Origin of the sequence: Hyphomicrobium sp., from assembly GCF_036262015.1 — a bacterium.
Taxonomy (GTDB): domain Bacteria; phylum Pseudomonadota; class Alphaproteobacteria; order Rhizobiales; family Hyphomicrobiaceae; genus Hyphomicrobium_C.
On sequence record NZ_DATAJR010000009.1, the window covers coordinates 99,440 to 114,917 of the forward strand.

11 protein-coding genes are annotated in these 15,478 nt (G+C 63.1%); 3 read left to right on the forward strand and 8 right to left on the reverse strand.

The genetic code is table 11. The features are described from left to right. Window positions 1-6: 6 nt before the first annotated feature. Window positions 7-2,121, reverse strand: a complete 2,115-nt coding sequence (gene recG / locus VHO05_RS16045) for an ATP-dependent DNA helicase RecG (protein ID WP_329647623.1) — start codon at window positions 2,119-2,121, stop codon at window positions 7-9. Between the two features lie 165 nt (window positions 2,122-2,286). On the opposite strand from recG, the gene VHO05_RS16050 reads away from it, so the two are divergent. Together VHO05_RS16050 and mfd are read left to right on the forward strand one after the other, a co-directional pair. Further along, window positions 2,287-2,553, forward strand: coding sequence for a succinate dehydrogenase assembly factor 2 (locus VHO05_RS16050; RefSeq protein ID WP_329647624.1), 267 nt, complete (start codon window positions 2,287-2,289; stop codon window positions 2,551-2,553). Window positions 2,554-2,613: 60 nt separating this feature from the next. Continuing rightward, window positions 2,614-6,093 carry a transcription-repair coupling factor gene (gene mfd, locus VHO05_RS16055; RefSeq protein ID WP_329647625.1) on the forward strand — a complete coding sequence of 1,160 codons (3,480 nt, stop codon included), beginning with the start codon at window positions 2,614-2,616 and terminating at the stop codon, window positions 6,091-6,093. Here mfd and VHO05_RS16060 read toward each other — a convergent pair. The 3 genes from VHO05_RS16060 to VHO05_RS16070 form a co-directional block, all read right to left on the reverse strand. Beyond that, window positions 6,090-6,428 (reverse strand): hypothetical protein, encoded by a 339-nt coding sequence (locus tag VHO05_RS16060; RefSeq protein WP_329647626.1) that lies wholly within the window; start codon window positions 6,426-6,428, stop codon window positions 6,090-6,092. The two genes, mfd and VHO05_RS16060, sit on opposite strands and share 4 nt — an antisense overlap. A 163-nt stretch (window positions 6,429-6,591) precedes the next feature. Continuing rightward, complete coding sequence (locus VHO05_RS16065) at window positions 6,592-8,151, reverse strand: class I adenylate-forming enzyme family protein (protein WP_329647627.1); 1,560 nt, start codon at window positions 8,149-8,151, stop codon at window positions 6,592-6,594. Between the two features lie 24 nt (window positions 8,152-8,175). Next, entirely contained in the window at window positions 8,176-9,879 is a 1,704-nt protein-coding gene (locus tag VHO05_RS16070; RefSeq protein ID WP_414653812.1) for an extracellular solute-binding protein, read from the reverse strand. Between the two features lie 516 nt (window positions 9,880-10,395). Between VHO05_RS16070 and VHO05_RS16075 the strand changes: the two genes are divergently transcribed. Continuing rightward, window positions 10,396-11,274: an invasion associated locus B family protein gene (locus tag VHO05_RS16075; RefSeq protein ID WP_329647629.1), complete on the forward strand. Its 879-nt coding sequence runs from the start codon at window positions 10,396-10,398 to the stop codon at window positions 11,272-11,274. A 94-nt stretch (window positions 11,275-11,368) separates the two neighbouring features. Here VHO05_RS16075 and hspQ read toward each other — a convergent pair whose 3' ends face one another. From hspQ to VHO05_RS16095, 4 genes are all read right to left on the reverse strand, one after another. Next, window positions 11,369-11,755 carry a heat shock protein HspQ gene (gene hspQ, locus VHO05_RS16080; RefSeq protein ID WP_329647630.1) on the reverse strand — a complete coding sequence of 129 codons (387 nt, stop codon included), beginning with the start codon at window positions 11,753-11,755 and terminating at the stop codon, window positions 11,369-11,371. A gap of 90 nt (window positions 11,756-11,845) precedes the next feature. After that, a complete protein-coding gene (locus tag VHO05_RS16085; RefSeq protein WP_329647631.1) occupies window positions 11,846-12,901 on the reverse strand; it encodes a CoA ester lyase in 1,056 nt (351 codons plus the stop codon). A 128-nt stretch (window positions 12,902-13,029) separates the two neighbouring features. Beyond that, the gene (locus VHO05_RS16090; protein ID WP_329647632.1) at window positions 13,030-14,397 is read right to left on the reverse strand and encodes a polyhydroxyalkanoate depolymerase; all 1,368 of its coding nucleotides are present in this window, start codon (window positions 14,395-14,397) and stop codon (window positions 13,030-13,032) included. Between the two features lie 488 nt (window positions 14,398-14,885). After that, window positions 14,886-15,398, reverse strand: coding sequence for an Lrp/AsnC family transcriptional regulator (locus VHO05_RS16095; RefSeq protein ID WP_329647633.1), 513 nt, complete (start codon window positions 15,396-15,398; stop codon window positions 14,886-14,888). Window positions 15,399-15,478: the final 80 nt, after the last annotated feature.

Below are 15,478 nucleotides of genomic sequence, written 5' to 3' on the forward strand. Positions count from 1 at the left end.
GCGTATTCACGCCGCGCGGAAGAGGCGGATCGCCTCGTCGCATTCGAAGAGATAGAGCAGTCGCCGCAGGGCTTCGCCGCGCTCGGTCTTGAGATCGGGATCGGACGCGAGGATCATGCGCGCATCATCGTGGGCGGCGGACAGCATATCGGAAAAGTTGGCGCCGCCCGCGACGCGGAATTCCGCTTCGCCGCTCTGCCGTGCGCCCAGTACCTCGCCGCCCCCGCGCAGCTCGAGATCCTTCTCGGCGATGATGAAGCCATCGTCCTCGCTTACCATCGTTTCGAGCCGGTCGCGGGCCGTTTTCGTAAGCGGATCTTGGTACAACAACGTGCAGAAGCTCTCACGACTGCCGCGACCGACGCGACCCCTCAACTGGTGAAGCTGGGCCAGGCCGAAGCGCTCGGCGTGCTCGATGACCATGATGCTGGCATTGGGCACGTTGACGCCGACCTCGATCACGGTCGTCGCGACGAGTATTTTCAGGTTGCCGTCCGCAAACGCGGCCATCGTCGCATCCTTCGCGGTGGCATTCATGCTGCCGTGCAGCAGGCCGACGCCTTCGCCGATCACTTGCGTCAGATGGGCGTGGCGTTCCTCGGCAGCAGCGAGATCGGAGACGTCGGAACTCTCGATGAGCGGGCAGACCCAGTAGACTTGAGCGCCCTCGGCAACGTTCGCTTTGATCCGGGCGATAAGTTTTTCAAGCCGGTCGGTGGACAGCATTAGTGTCTTGATCGGCTTGCGGCCCGCGGGTTTCTCGGTGAGCTTCGAGACTTCCAAATCGCCGTAATGCGTCATCAGCAGCGTGCGCGGGATCGGGGTTGCGGTCATCACGAGCATGTTGGCGCCGCCTCCGCCCCCCTTCGTCTGCAGGGCGAGCCGCTGGTGCACGCCAAAGCGATGCTGCTCGTCGATGACGGCAAAGGCGAGATCGTGGAACACGACGTCGTCCTGGAACAGGGCATGCGTGCCGATCAGGATGTCAATCTCACCGGATGCCAGGCGCGAAAGGAGCTCGTCGCGGTTGCGGCCCTTCTCGCGGCCTGTCAGGAGGCCGATGCGCAAACCGGCTGCGTCGGCTAGGGGCGCGATGGTTTCGGCGTGTTGACGCGCAAGGACTTCGGTTGGCGCCATGAGGGCGGCTTGCGCACCCGCTTCCACAGCCGTCGTCATGGCCATTAGGGCGACAACCGTCTTGCCCGAACCCACATCGCCCTGAAGCAGGCGAAGCATACGGCGCGGGGCGCCCATATCCGCTTCGATCTCGGCGAGCGCGGCGCGCTGGGAGTTCGTGAGCTTGAAAGGCAGCGCCGCCGCGATGCGCTCGCGCAGGCGTCCATCACCTTTGACGGGGCGCCCGCGCTGGGCCTTGAAACTTTCGCGGACGATGGCGAGGGCAAGCTGGTTGGCGAGCAGTTCGTCGTAGGCCAGGCGCTGGAGCGGCGTGCTGCCTGCGGAGACGTCGCCTGCATCCTCCGGGTGATGAATGCGGCGCAGAGCTTCCTGGAAGGAGGGCCAACCCTGCTGTTTCAGCCAAGCAGGCTCCTGCCATTCCGGGAGGGGCGGGGCGCGGTGGAGCGCTTGGCGTTCAGCCTTGAGCAGAATCTTGCCGGAGAGCCCGCCCGTGAGGGGGTAGACGGGCTCGAGCAATGGCAGGTCGGCGCGGTGATCTGGCGAGACGATGTAGTCGGGGTGTGCCATTTGCAATGTCTCGCCGTAACGCTCGACACGGCCTGAGACGTACCGCTCCTCGCCAACGGGAAGCTGCCGCTCGACGAAGGAGCGTTCGGCGCGGAAGAACACAAGGTCCAGGCGTCCGGTTTCGTCTTCGGTCGAGACCTTGTAGGGGGCCTTGGTGTTGCCGCGCGGCGGGGCCTTGTGCTTCAGGACGCGCACCTTGAGCGTCGCGATGGTGCCCGGGATGGCCGCGGCGACGGTCGGCTCGGCGCGCCGGTCGATGACGCCGGTCGGCAGGTGCCACAGGAGGTCGATAACGCGGGGCTGGGTGACCCCAGGCGGCAGCTTCAGCGCCTTCTTGAGCAAGGTCACGACGTGCGGACCGACGCCCTTCAGGACGTCCGCAAGCGCAAACAGGGGGGAAAGCTCGTTGGGCCGCATAGTGTCCGGCGGGACCGCTGTTTCTCTTCAAAGTTGCCCGAAGGCTGGCCTGCGGCGTCGCGGGCCGGAGAATGCTGTCTCCATGGGCTGACAGGCCCGGGAGAGGGCGTTATATGACACTTCAGGACGGGCGAAGCAAAGCCACTCCGAGCTGGTTTTCATATCATGAGCGACGACATCGAGGTTCGGCGCCGGCGCGCAGCCTGGCGCGCGGGGCACCGAGGGACCAAGGAACTCGACCTTCTTGTCGGGCGCTTCGCCGAGGAGCGTTTGCCGTCCATGACGGGTTTGGAGCTTGAGCGTTTCGAGCGCTTCCTGGCCGTGACCGAGCCCGAGCTGCAGACTTGGCTTCTAGGACCTTCCGACGGGGCGGGGAGCTTCGAGTTCGCCGATGTCGTGGCGGATATCCGAAAATTTCACGGGCTCGGCTGACAGGAACCCAAGGCGGCCGGGGCCGGCAGCCTATGAGCAATACGGGGACGATACACTTCCATGAGCGAGCGGGCCGATCTGATCTTCACGGGTGTGCCGGAAGGGCTGGACGCCCTCGTGCTTGCGCGCCTCGTGGAAGAGGCGGCCGACGGCGCACGGTCGGGGATTCTGGTACACGTCACGCGGGACGATCGGCGGCTCGAGGCTCTGGAAGGGCAGCTCAAGTTTTTCGCACCGAAGGTGCGCGTGGTGCCATTCCCGGCCTGGGATACGGTTCCCTACGATCGCGTGGGCCCCAATGCGGAGATCGTTGCCAAGCGCATCACGGCGCTGTCGCGTCTCTCGCTCGGCAACCGCAGTGAACCGCTGATCATTCTGACGACCGTCAATGCGATCCTGCAGCGCGTGCCGCCTCGCGCCTTCATCCGCAATGCGATGAAGAGCATCGCGCCGGGACAGCGGGTCGACCTCAACCGGCTCGTTGCCCGGCTTGCACTCGCGGGCTACACGCGCACGGGGACGGTGATGGAGCCCGGCGAGTTCGCGGTACGCGGCGGCATCGTCGACCTCTTTCCGCCGGGGCGGCAAAATCCTGTTCGTCTCGATTTCTTCGGCGACACGCTGGAAAGCATCAAGGCCTTTGACGCCGAGACACAGCGCACGGCAAAGGTGCTTCGTAAGCTGATCGTAATGCCGGTTTCGGAAGTGGCGTTCGGCGAAGCTGCAACGGCGCTCTTCCGCTCGCGTTACGTCGAGCTGTTTGGCGGCGCGACCGGCGACGATCCGCTGTACGAAGCCGTCAGCGCCGGGAGCCGCTATGCGGGCCAGGAGCATTGGCTGCCGTTCTTCCATGAGACGCTCGAAACGCTGCTCGATTACGTCGGCGACGCAGCCGTCAGCTTCGATCATCTCGTCGACGAAGCCGTGAAGAGCCGCTTCGAACAGGTGTCGGAACATTACCTCGCCCGCACGGAAGGGCTCGAAGCCCAGCGGTTCGGCGCGCCGCCGTACAAGCCGGTGCCGCCCGATCAAATGTTCGTCGATGCCAAGTCGTGGCCGAAGGTACTCCAGCCGCACAAGGTGGTACGGCTGACGCCGTTCGAGATCGCCGAAGGACCTGGCGTGCGTCCGTGGCGCGGCCGCGCCGGACGCTCCTTTGCACCGGAGCGGCAAAATCCGGATGCGAACGTTTTCGATTCCGTGACGGCGCATGTGAAACGTGTACAGGCGGAACACCGGCGCGTGCTCATCGCGGCGTGGACGCCCGGCGCGCGGGAGCGGCTAGGCTCCCTCCTGTCGGACCACGGCCTCAAGGCGCAAACGAAGGTCGAGGGCTATGCCGATGCGCTGGCGCTCGATCCGAACGTGACGGGTCTTGCGGTGCTCGGGCTCGAGCAAGGCTTCGAGACGCCGGAGCTGGTTGTCATTGCCGAGCAGGACATTCTCGGCGACCGGCTGGTCCGTCCGCGCCGCAAGGCCAAGCGTGCGGCGGATGTACTGACGGAGGCGACGAGCCTTTCGGTCGGCGATCTTGTCGTACACGCGGATCACGGCATTGGCCGGTTCCATGGTCTCAAGACGATTACGGCGCTCGGTGCGCCGCACGACTGCCTCGAGCTCAAATATGCGGGCGGGGACACGCTCTATCTACCGGTCGAAAATATCGAGCTTCTGTCGCGGTACGGGTCGGACGACGGCACGGGGCAGCTCGATAAACTCGGCGGCGTGGCGTGGCAGTCGCGCAAGGCGCGGCTCAAGAAGCGGCTGCGCGAGATGGCGGCCGAGCTCATCAAGATCGCCGCGCTGCGGCAGTTGCGGGAAGCGCCCGTGCTTGCGCCGCCGTCGGGCGCGTATGACGAGTTCGTCGCGCGGTTTCCCTATGAAGAGACGGAGGATCAGGCGGCGAGCATCGAAGCGGTGCTGGGTGATCTTCAGTCAGGGCGTCCGATGGATCGTCTCGTCTGCGGCGACGTCGGATTCGGCAAGACGGAGGTCGCACTGCGGGCTGCGTTCGTCGCAGCGATGAACGGGTTGCAGGTTGCAATCGTCGTGCCGACGACGCTGCTCGCGCGTCAGCATTCGCGCACGGTGAACGAGCGCTTCAAGAATTTACCGCTCAAGACGGCACAGGCCTCGCGGCTGGTTGCGTCGAAGGATCTGACGGAGGTCAAAGATGGTCTCAAGAAGGGGACCGTCGATATCGTCGTCGGGACGCACGCGCTGCTCGGCAAGCAGATCGAATTCCAGCGGCTGGGTCTGCTCGTTATCGACGAGGAGCAGCATTTCGGCGTGACACACAAGGAGCGGCTGAAGCAGCTCCGCGAGGACGTGCACGTGCTCACTCTGTCGGCGACGCCCATTCCGCGCACGCTGCAGCTTGCATTGACCGGCGTGCGCGAGCTTTCGTTGATCACGACACCGCCCGTGGATCGCCTTGCTGTGCGGACGTACATCTCGCAGTTCGACCCCGTCATCCTGATCGACGCGCTGAAACGCGAACGCGATCGCGGCGGACAGACGTACTACGTGGCGCCGCGCATCTCCGATCTCGACGACGTGGCCGAGTTCCTGAAGGAGGCCGTGCCGCATCTCAAGGTGGCGCGCGCGCATGGCCAGCTTCCGCCGAGCGAGCTTGAAGACATCATGACGGCCTTCTACGAGGGCCAGTACGACGTGCTGCTGTCGACGGCAATCGTCGAAAGCGGGCTCGACGTGCCGAACGCGAACACGCTCATCGTGCATCGTGCCGATATGTTCGGCCTGGCAGCGCTCTATCAGCTACGCGGCCGCGTGGGCCGTTCGAAACGGCGCGCGTATGCCTACTTCACGACCCCCCCGGGGCAGGTGTTGACCGAAGGCGCGGAAAAGCGGCTCAAGGTTTTGCAGTCGCTCGATACGCTCGGTGCGGGCTTCTCGCTTGCCTCGCACGATCTCGACATTCGCGGCGCGGGCAACCTGCTCGGCGAGGAGCAGTCCGGTCATATCCGCGAGGTGGGCTTCGAACTCTATCAGTCGATGCTGGAAGAGGCGGTCGCGGCCATGAAGGGCGGCGATCTCGCGGAGGCCGACGACCAATGGAGTCCGGAAATCTCCATCGGCCTGTCGGTGCTCATTCCGGAGACGTACGTCGCCGATCTGCAACTCCGGCTCGGGCTTTATCGGCGGTTGTCGGCGCTCGAGACGCGTGCGGAGATCGATGCATTCGCGGCGGAGCTAGTGGATCGGTTTGGCGAGCTTCCGGCGGAAGTCGATCACCTGCTCGACGTCATGGAGATCAAGGGACTGTGCCGCGCGGCCAGCATCGCGAAGGTGGACGCGGGGCCGAAGGGCGCCGTCGTTACGTTCCATCGCAATCAGTTTCCCAATGCGCAGGGACTTGCACAGTTCCTGCAGGCGTCGCGCAGCCTCGCCAAGCTGCAGCCGGATCACAAGCTCATCTACAAGGGCGACTGGGATCAGTCGGACGTGCGCTTCAAGGGCGTTCGCAAGCTCGTGTCGTCGCTGGCTGAGATTGCCGCGAAGGGTGCCAAGGCGGCTTAGGCCCCGGCGCGGCGGGCGTGGCCTTTGGCCGTGGCGGAGGGCGCGCCGCCGAAGGCGATCTTCGCCAGGTGGATGGCCTGGTGATAGACGAGCGGGAAGATCACGATGAGGAATGCGCCGATGATCTGAAGATCCTTCAGGTCGTTTTCGAAGCCGCGATAGAGCACCAAGATGCCGGATACGAAGCCCGCGGCGCAGAGCAGCGTGACCAGCACGGCATGCAGATGGTGCGAGACGACATACCAGCCGCCGATCAGGGCCAGGACGCTGAAGATGCCAAGCGAGGTCAGGATGATCGGATGGTCGATGAGATACTGCGTCAGCTCCTGAATCATCTCGCTACCCCCTTCGCCAGAACGCCCCTAGGCCCCAAGGCGTATCAATGCTCAGCCCCCGGCCGTTGCCTTCCTAGCGTGTCTCCCGCCGCCCCGCCAGACGGTGTCCTCAACTCGATGGGGATGCGCGGCTTCGCGGCCACGTGGGCTTTCCGACATAAGGTCACGAAATCTGGGCGGTCTCCACGAGTTGCGCGAGGGCCGAGCGTTTGACCTTGCCGTTGGCGGTGCGCGGCAGGCTTTCGAGGAAGCGGACTTCACGCGGGCACTTATAGGCGGCGAGGCGTTCTGCGGCGTAGGAGAGAATTCCTGCGCTGTCGGGCGGCGTATCGCCTTTCAGCACGACAAACGCGCCGACGATATGCACATCCGGGCGGACGGCGACCTCGGCGCAGGCGACTTCGGCGATGTCGGGATGCTCAGCCAGGACGGTTTCGACTTCGATGGGCGAGACGCGATAGCCGAGCGCCTTGATGATCTCGTTGTTGCGGCCGGTGTGGGCGATGTAGCCCTCGGCATTCATGCGCCCGAGATCGCCGCCCGCAAACCATTCGCCGCGTGTGACCTCCGCCTGCTCGGCCGCACGGTTCCAGTAGCCGAGCATGAGACCGGGGTCCGACCGATGCACGGCGATCAAGCCCTCAGTATCGGGCGGCAGCGGCTCGTCGGGGCCGTCCACCGGCAGTATAGCGACGCGACGACCCGCCTGGGCCTTGCCGACGTAACCGGGCTTACGCGGCACGGATGGGGCGGTTGAAATGTAGGTCGAGATCTCGCTCATGCCCAACGCTTCGTAGAGGCCTTTGCCTGTGCGTTGCGTCCACTCGTCGAAGAGATCCGGCGGCGGTGTTTCGCCTGCCATCAGGGCGTGGCGCAGTGTTGGGATCGTCGCCGGGGAGATGTCGGCGTATTTCAGGATCTGACGGAAGAGGCCGGGTACGCCTGCAAAGAGTGTCGTGCCGGTGAGGTTGATCAGACGGGGCCAATAGGCGGGATCTTTTTCGCCCGTGTAGACGAGGGCGGTGGCGCCGTTGGCCCATGGATCGGTGAGGCCTACGCCGAGCGTGAACGTCCAGTTGAAGGCGCCAGCATGGAGCACGCGGTCTCCCGTGCGGATGCCGTACCAGCCTTGGTACATGGGGCGGCGGCCGAGCGCGGCGCGCTGGGCGTGCAGCACGCCCTTGGGATTTGCCGTCGTGCCGGACGTGTAGATCAGAAACGCGGGCGTTTCGGCGAGCGTCGGCGCGTAGTCGATGCGCGGGCCCTCGTGCATCATGCGCGCGATGTCCGCGGGTGTGAGGATGAGGGGCGCTTTCGAGAGCGCGCTGGTGTCGAGCGCGGTCGCGCAAGCGATGGCGGCAGCGCCGCTGTCCTCGGCGAGGAATAATGCTTCGCGATCCGTGAGCTGGCTCGAGGCGGGAAGGGCGACGAGACCGGCTGCGATCGCTGCGAAGAACAGGATCGCGTAGGCGCTCGTATTGTCGAGGCGGATCATGACGCGATCGCCGTCCCGCAGGCCGGCTTGGCGCAGGGCTCCGGCGGTTCGCAGCACGGCCTCTTCGAGGTCTGCGTAGGTCCAGATTTCGGTTGGACGCGCGCTTTCCGCTTCGCCGATGACGATCAGGGCGGGTTTGGTCGGGGTCGCTGCTGCGCCACCTCGGATGCAGTAGCGCGACATGTTGAACGGCGGGTTTTCGGCGGGCGTGAAGAGCGGCGTGTACATTGTTTTTGTTCTGATTGTCAGTCGTTAGTTCTGTGGCCGGACCCACCAGGTATCAAGGTTGAAGCCGGAGATCGGCGTCTGCCCGGGATGGGTGAGGCGCTTCCAGGAGGCGATCCATTGGGCCGGGGGATAGAAGAGCGGAATGACATAATGGCCTGAGAGCAGCACGCGGTCGAGTGCGCGGACGGCCGAGACGAAATCTTCGTTGGATTCCGCAGCCAGCATGGCGGCGATCATGGCGTCGGCGGCCGGGTTCTTGACGCCCGCGTAGTTGTACGATCCGGGATCGTCGGCGACGCGCGCGGACCAGCGGAAGAGCTGCTCGTTGCCCGGTGACAGCGACGACGGCCAGGTGAACTGGATCATATCGAAGTCGTAGTCCTTGAGGCGCGCCTGGTATTGGGCGCTGTCGACGACGCGGATGCGCGTCGTGATGCCGAGTTTCGAGAGGTCAGACGCGAAAGAGCCGAGCAGGCGCTCCTGGCTCGTCGTGGCGGCGAGGATTTCGAAGGTGAGCGGCTTGCCGGTCTTGTCGACCAGGCGGCCCGATTGGAGGCTGTAGCCCGCCGCTTCCAGCATCTCGTAGGCGGCGCGGGCATTGGTGCGGTTGTGGGGTGTGCCGTCGCTCTCGGGCAGCCGATAGGTGCCGTTCATGATGTCCGGCAGCACGGCGTTGGCAAAAGGCGCGAGGAGCGTGCGCTCGCGCTCGTCGGCGGGACGGCCGGCGGATGAAAGAACCGAACGCTCGAAGTAGCTCTGCGTGCGCTTGTAGAGGCCGTTGAAAAAGCTTTTGTTGACCCACTCGAAATTGAAAAGGTGGATCAGGGCTTGGCGCACGCGCTCGTCGGCGAACACCGGGCGGCGCGTGTTGAACACGAGGCCCGTCATGCCGGCTGGCAATCCGATCGGGATTTCTTCCCGGACGATGCGGCCGTCGCGAACGGCGGGGAAGTCATAACCCTTGGCCCACAACGCAGGGTCATCCTCGTTGCGCAGATCAATGCTGCCGGTCTTGAAGGCCTCGAACAGCGTCGAGCCCTCGCGATAGTAGTCGAAGCGGATTTCATCGAAGTTGAAGCGGCCGCGATTGACCGGCAGATCGCGACCCCAGTAGTTAGGATCGCGCTTGTAGGTGATGGAACGGCCGGGATCGACGGAGGCAATGCGATAGGGCCCGGAGCCGATCAACGGCGTGAGCGTCGTTTCCTCGAACTTCTCCGCGTTCATCGCGTGCTTGGGCAGGATTGGCATGAGGCCAAGGATCAGCGGCAACTCGCGATCTTCGCCATCGGCGAAAACGAACCGAACTTCATGGTCCGAAAGGGCCTCGGCCTTGGCGACCTTCTTGTAGTAGGTGCGATAGTTGGGGCGCCCCTTGTCGCGCAGGACCTCGAACGAGAACAGGACGTCTGCCGCCGTGAGCGGCGTTCCGTCGGAGAACTTGGCGCGCGGGTCGAGGTGGAAGGTCACCTGCGTGCGGTCCTCGGGAACGTCGATCGTTTGTGCGATGAGCCCGTAGAGCGTGAACGGTTCGTCCTGGCTGCGTGCCATCAGGCTTTCGATGACGAACTCGCGGATGCCTTGCACCGGCTCGCCGCGGACGATCATCGGGTTGAGGTTGTCGAACGAGCCCGAGGAGCCGAGCGTCACACGGCCGCCCTTGGGCGCATCGGGAAACACGTATGGGAAATTGGCGAAGTCCTTTGGTAGCGCCGCGTCCCCGTGCATGGCGATGGCGTGAGACGGTTCGGCGCGTGCGTCCCGGGCGGCGACCGCCAAGGCGCTGACCTGGGTCAAGGCGATCAAGATCGCGACTATCAGTCTTCGCACGAATGTCTCCTCGAGAGTTTCAGGGTTCTACCGAGTTGTTTTGACCGGTTCCAACTCCCGGAAACTCCGACTGAGCTGCCATAGCCGAATATACGCGAGCAACGCATTGGATTTGTTAGGTTGACGAGGTTCACGTAGCACACCTTCCCGACTTGCCAATGGCCGAGGCACGCGGCATTTGCGTGGCGGGTTTGCAACGGAGTGTCGCTTAGACCTGTGAATGATGCCGGGCCGGTTTGTCCGGCCACGGGATTGCCGCAATCCGGGCTTTACTGCCGGGCCGGATGACGCGGATGGCGTCAGGGCGTGCGCCATGGATTGGTCTTTGTGCGCAGCGAATTTGGGGTTGAGCTGCTGGCCGGGGACAGTCAGGTGGCTTTTGAACTGACTCATATACGAAAGGTCGATTTTCCTATGTCGCACAGAGATGGCATCGCAACGAGCCTGGGGCGTGGCGTGTTGGCGGGCGGCGCTGCACTGGCTTTGATCATCGCCGCGTACAGCGGAGTGGCTCAGGCTCAGGACGCTGCGCCGGCTGCTAAGGATGCCGCTCCGGCTGCCAAGGACAGCAAGGCTGCACCGGCCGCCAAGGACGCTAAGGGCGGAGCCGCACCTGCTAAGCAGAGCGCTTGGGTGAAGCTCTGCGAGAAGTCGCCGCTGGTCCACAAGGACAAGGACGGCAAGGAAGTCAAGGACGAGAAGAACATCTGCCTCACGCACCATGAGCGTCTGGATGGCAACTCGGGCATGGTGCTCGTTTCGGCTGCCATTCGGCAGGTCGAGGGTAACGAGCACGATCATCTGATGATCATGGTTCCGCTCGGCATGGCGATCCCGCCCGGCATCAAGGCTGCCGTCTACAGCAAGGAGCAGTGGGAAAAGGCTTCCAAGAACGAGAAGGTCGACGATAAGGATCTGAAGCCGGTCGATCTCAAGTTCTCGCTCTGCCACCCCTCGGGCTGCACGGCCGAGATCGAGGCTACCAAGGAGATCGTCGAGCAGATGAAGGCCGGCGGCGGCATCATGGTGCTTGCGATGAACGCGCAGGCTCAGCCGATCGGCTTCCCGGTTCCGCTTGACGGCTTTGCTGACGCCTTCGCCGGCAAGCCCATCGACAACGCCGAGTACAAGAAGGCCCGCGGTCAGCTGATGGCTCAGATCCGCCAGCGCCAGCAGGAAGCCTACGAGAAGTTCAAGGCCGAGAAAATGAAGGAGCTGCCGCCGCAGCCGGGCGCTGCGGATGCCGCAGCGGCAGCCGCGAAGAAGGATGCTGCTCCGGCCGCGAAGAAGTAAGGCTGGCAGGGCTCATGCAACAGAAAAGGCCGTCCAATTTGGACGGCCTTTTTTATTTGGTCGGCGGGTGGCGATCGAGGTGACCCGTGCGTGTTCAGTGCGGCTGCATGAAGACGGCCTTATAGCTTCCGTCCTCGTCCTCGACGAAGTAGTCGGAGATCTGCGGGTGACGCAGCGGTTCGCCGCTTTCATCCGGAAGAAGGTTCTGCTCCGAGACGTAAGCGATGTATTCGGTCTCCGAGTTCTCGGCGAGCAGATGGTAGTACGGCTGATCCTTGACGGGGCGAATCTCCGCCGGAATGGCGAGCCACCAGTCCTCGGTGTTGTTGAAGACCGGATCGATATCGAACACGACGCCGCGAAAAGCGTACACCCGGTGCCGTACAACCTGGCCGAGTGCGTACTTCGCTTTCCGCACCGAAGATGCGGGTGTTGATGGCTTGCGACGCTTCGGCGTCGCCTTTGCTGGTTTGCGCGGCATAGTCCTATCCCCGAGACCCATTCGACGGGAGGGTCCAGCCGATGTCAACCGAACTGTGAAACATAGTTGATGGCGGGCAGTTTCCCAACCCTAGAAGCCGTACGCTGCGGCCCGCTCGGGATCCTTCTTGGCGACGAGGCGCGCAAGATCGACGATCACTTTGGCCTGCTTCCAGGTGGCGTCGTCCTGCATCTTGCCGTCGATCATCACGGCACCGGTGCCGTCCGGCATGGCTTCGAGGATGCGCTTGGCGAAGGCGACTTCCTTCACGTCGGGAGAGAAAACCCGCTTTGCGATGTCGATCTGCGACGGATGCAGCGACCATGCACCGAGGCAGCCCTGGATGAATGCATTGCGGAACTGCGCTTCACAGGCGGCGCCGTCGGAGAAATCGCCGAACGGACCGTAGAAGGGCTTGAGCCCGTAGGACAAGCACGCGTCGACCATCTTGCCGACCGTGTAATGCCAAAGATCCTGCTGGTAGCGGGCACGAGCGGCTGACGCGTCCGGGCCCGCATCTTCGAGAACGAAATAATCCGGATGACCTCCGCCGACGCGAGTCGTTTTCATGCCGCGCGAAGCTGCAAGGTCCGCAGGGCCGAGGCTCATGCCGTGCATGCGCGGGGAGGCTGCTGCGATGGCTTCGACGTTCTTCACGCCCTCTGCGGTTTCGAGAATGGCGTGAATCATAATCGGACGCGTGACGCCGTGCTTGGCCTCGAGTTGTGCCAGAAGCTGGTCGAGATAGTGGATGTCCCACGGGCCCTCGACCTTGGGCAGCATGATGACATCAACCTTGTTGCCGGCTTCACGCACGATTTCCGTGACGTCGTCGAGCATCCAAGGCGAGTTGAGGCAGTTGATGCGGGTCCAGAGGCCGGTGTCGCCGAAATCGTTTTCGCGCGCCATCTGAATGAAGCCTTTGCGCGCCGCCTCTTTGTCGCCGACCGGAATCGCGTCCTCGAGGTTGCCGAGGACGACGTCGACCTGGGCCGCGATATCCTTAATTTTCGAGCGGATCTTCTCGTTGTGCGGCGGCACGAAGTGGATCATGCGCTCGATGCGGACCGGCGGCGTGCGATAGGGCTCGGGTGCGCCAATGGCGAGAGGCGCAAAGTGTTTCGCAGGCGTACGGACGGCGCTCATCGGGAGGACCTCGGTCGAGACATGGATGGATAGGGGATCTTGCGCGGCACTCTAGTTGCCGGGCGGCAAGAGTCAACGCGGCTGGACGCTCGCGCGGGGGCGCGTTGTCGCGGAGACCCTCGGGTAGGTTAGCGCCCGGAGCCCTCGGAGGCGACGCCGTTTACCGCGCCGTTGGGTGCGCGCCAGTCGACAATGTTCTCGCGCGTCTGCTGCAGCGGGCGAGAGGGCTGCGGAGTCTTCGTGGTTTCGCTTTTGGTACGGCGCTTGAAGTGGATCGTGCGGATCATTTCGCGGATGCGCGGCTGGATCTCGGTGCTCCAGCGCCGGCCCGAGAACACGCCGTAATGGCCGACGCCCTGCTGGACGTAATAGAAGTGCTCGTCGGGGGGCACGTTCGAACAGAGATCGTGCGCGGCTTCGGTCTGACCTAGACCGCAGATGTCGTCGCGTTCGCCTTCGACCGTCATGATCGCGGTCTTGCGGATTGCCGAGCACTCGACGCGTTGGCCGCGATGCATCATCTCGCCTTTCGGCAAAGCGTGATCCTGGAAGACGGTCTTGACGGTCTGGAGATAGAATTCGGCGGGGAGGTCCATCACCGCAAGGTATTCTTCGTAAAATGCCTTGTGCTGGTTGACGCTGTCGCAATCGCCTTTGACGAGGTTCTCGAACAGCTTCATGTGCGCTTCCGTATGGCGCTCGAGGTTCATCGTCATGAAGCCGGTGAGCTGGATGAAGCCTGGATAGACCTTGCGCCCGTAGCCGGCGTTCGGAAACGGCACGTAGTGGATGACGTTGTTCTTGAACCAGGAGAGCGCCTTCTCCTCGGCAAGTTTGTTGACCTGGGTCGGATTGCGTCGCGTGTCGATCGGGCCGCCCATCATCGTCAGCGAGGCCGGCTGGCACGGGTCGTCGTTGGCGGCCATCACTGCAGTTGCGGCAAGCGCGGGCACGGCTGGCTGGCAAACTGCGATCACATGCGTATTGGGGCCGAGGAACTGGATGAATTCGATGATATAGTCGATGAAGTCGTCGAGATCGAACGAGCCTTCATAGAGCGGGACGTCGCGCGCGTCCGCCCAGTCGGTGATGTAGAGATCGTGTTCCTTGATCATCGCCTCGGCCGTGCCACGGAGAAGCGTGGCGTAGTGGCCGGACATCGGCGCGATGAGGAGAACCTTGGGATCGGAACGCTCGCCGAGGGCCGTCTTGTCGCGATCGAAATGCAAGAGGTTACAGAATGGCTTCCTGAGAACGATCTCCTCGCGCACAGGTACGCCGACCCCTTGGACTTTCGCCTCCTTGATGCCGAACTCCGGCTTGCCATAGCGGCGCGTCATGCCCTCGAACACTTCGCATGCCGCAGCCATGTTCTTGGCAAGGTCGGTGGTGGCGAAGGGGTTAATGGGAGTTTCGAGCTGCGCTTTGAAGGTGCGCGTCATGAGCCGGATCGGATGCAGCAGAGCATGTGCCAGCTCATACGTGTAATAGTGCATTCGTTGCGCTCTCCCCGAGCTTGCGCGATAGCTGCAGTGCAGCAGGGCTATCCCGCGTCGTCAAGCTCTCTGTCTTAAATACGTCTCAATTGCTGACGCTTCGAGCAAATATGTGACTGGCATTTGCGCCAAATGCCCGCAGAAGCGGTCTTGGCTTCCACTCGCTCGACGATACCGCATCGCAGCAAGCACGATACCGGCACTCGGTTCGTTTTTTACTGTCGCGACAGAGCCTTCGCCTAGCAGACAGCGATCGGATGAGTGTGATCGTTACGGTAAATCGTCTCCCATTTCAGTTACATCGGAGACACGCTTTATGGGGTCCGCGCGGAATTGGTTCGCGCTCTACGTGTTTCCGGAAAAAATGACTGGGGATTCCGTCGTTTTGGACTTTGGTCGAATGGTCATGATTAACCCTTCGATTTTTTTGTCAAAGGGTCGGCCGAAAATCTGCCTTTTGCGTGCACAACGCCGAGCGGGCCCCGCAATTATGTAATTGAATTACTTTTTTTGGATGCCTGCCTACCGATGCCGAGAGCTGAAACCGGCATTGGCTGCGATTTCACATCGCGCAGCACGAAACTCGATCGGAGCCGGGTTACGCCCGGAAGTCGCGACAGCTCTTCCTTGTGGATGCGTTCATAGTCGGCCAAATCACGCGCGAGTACGGTTAGAAGATAGTCGTCTTCGCCGGACATGAGCTCGCAGCCGATCACGGATGGCGATGCTGCGACCGCTGCTTCGAAGGCCTCGAGGCGCTGTTCGCTCTGATTTTGCAGGCTAATGAAAATGTGGACTGTCATTTCCAGGCCCATGGCTTTCCGGTCGAGCCGTGCCTGATAGCCCTTGATGATCCCGCCCTCTTCGAGCGCCCGGATACGCCGGGCGATGGCCGTGGGTGAGAGGGGAATGCGTTCTGCAAGCTGCACCTGGCTCAGGCGGCCATCTTCGAGTAGGGCGGCCAAAATGGCGCGATCGAGCGCATCGAGCTTCATGGACATGGATAATCTGCGTTCATTGCTTCGTTTTCGCAGAATATCTGCGTTTTCATCGTTCAGCTCAAGGAAATTTGCGGGGTTTC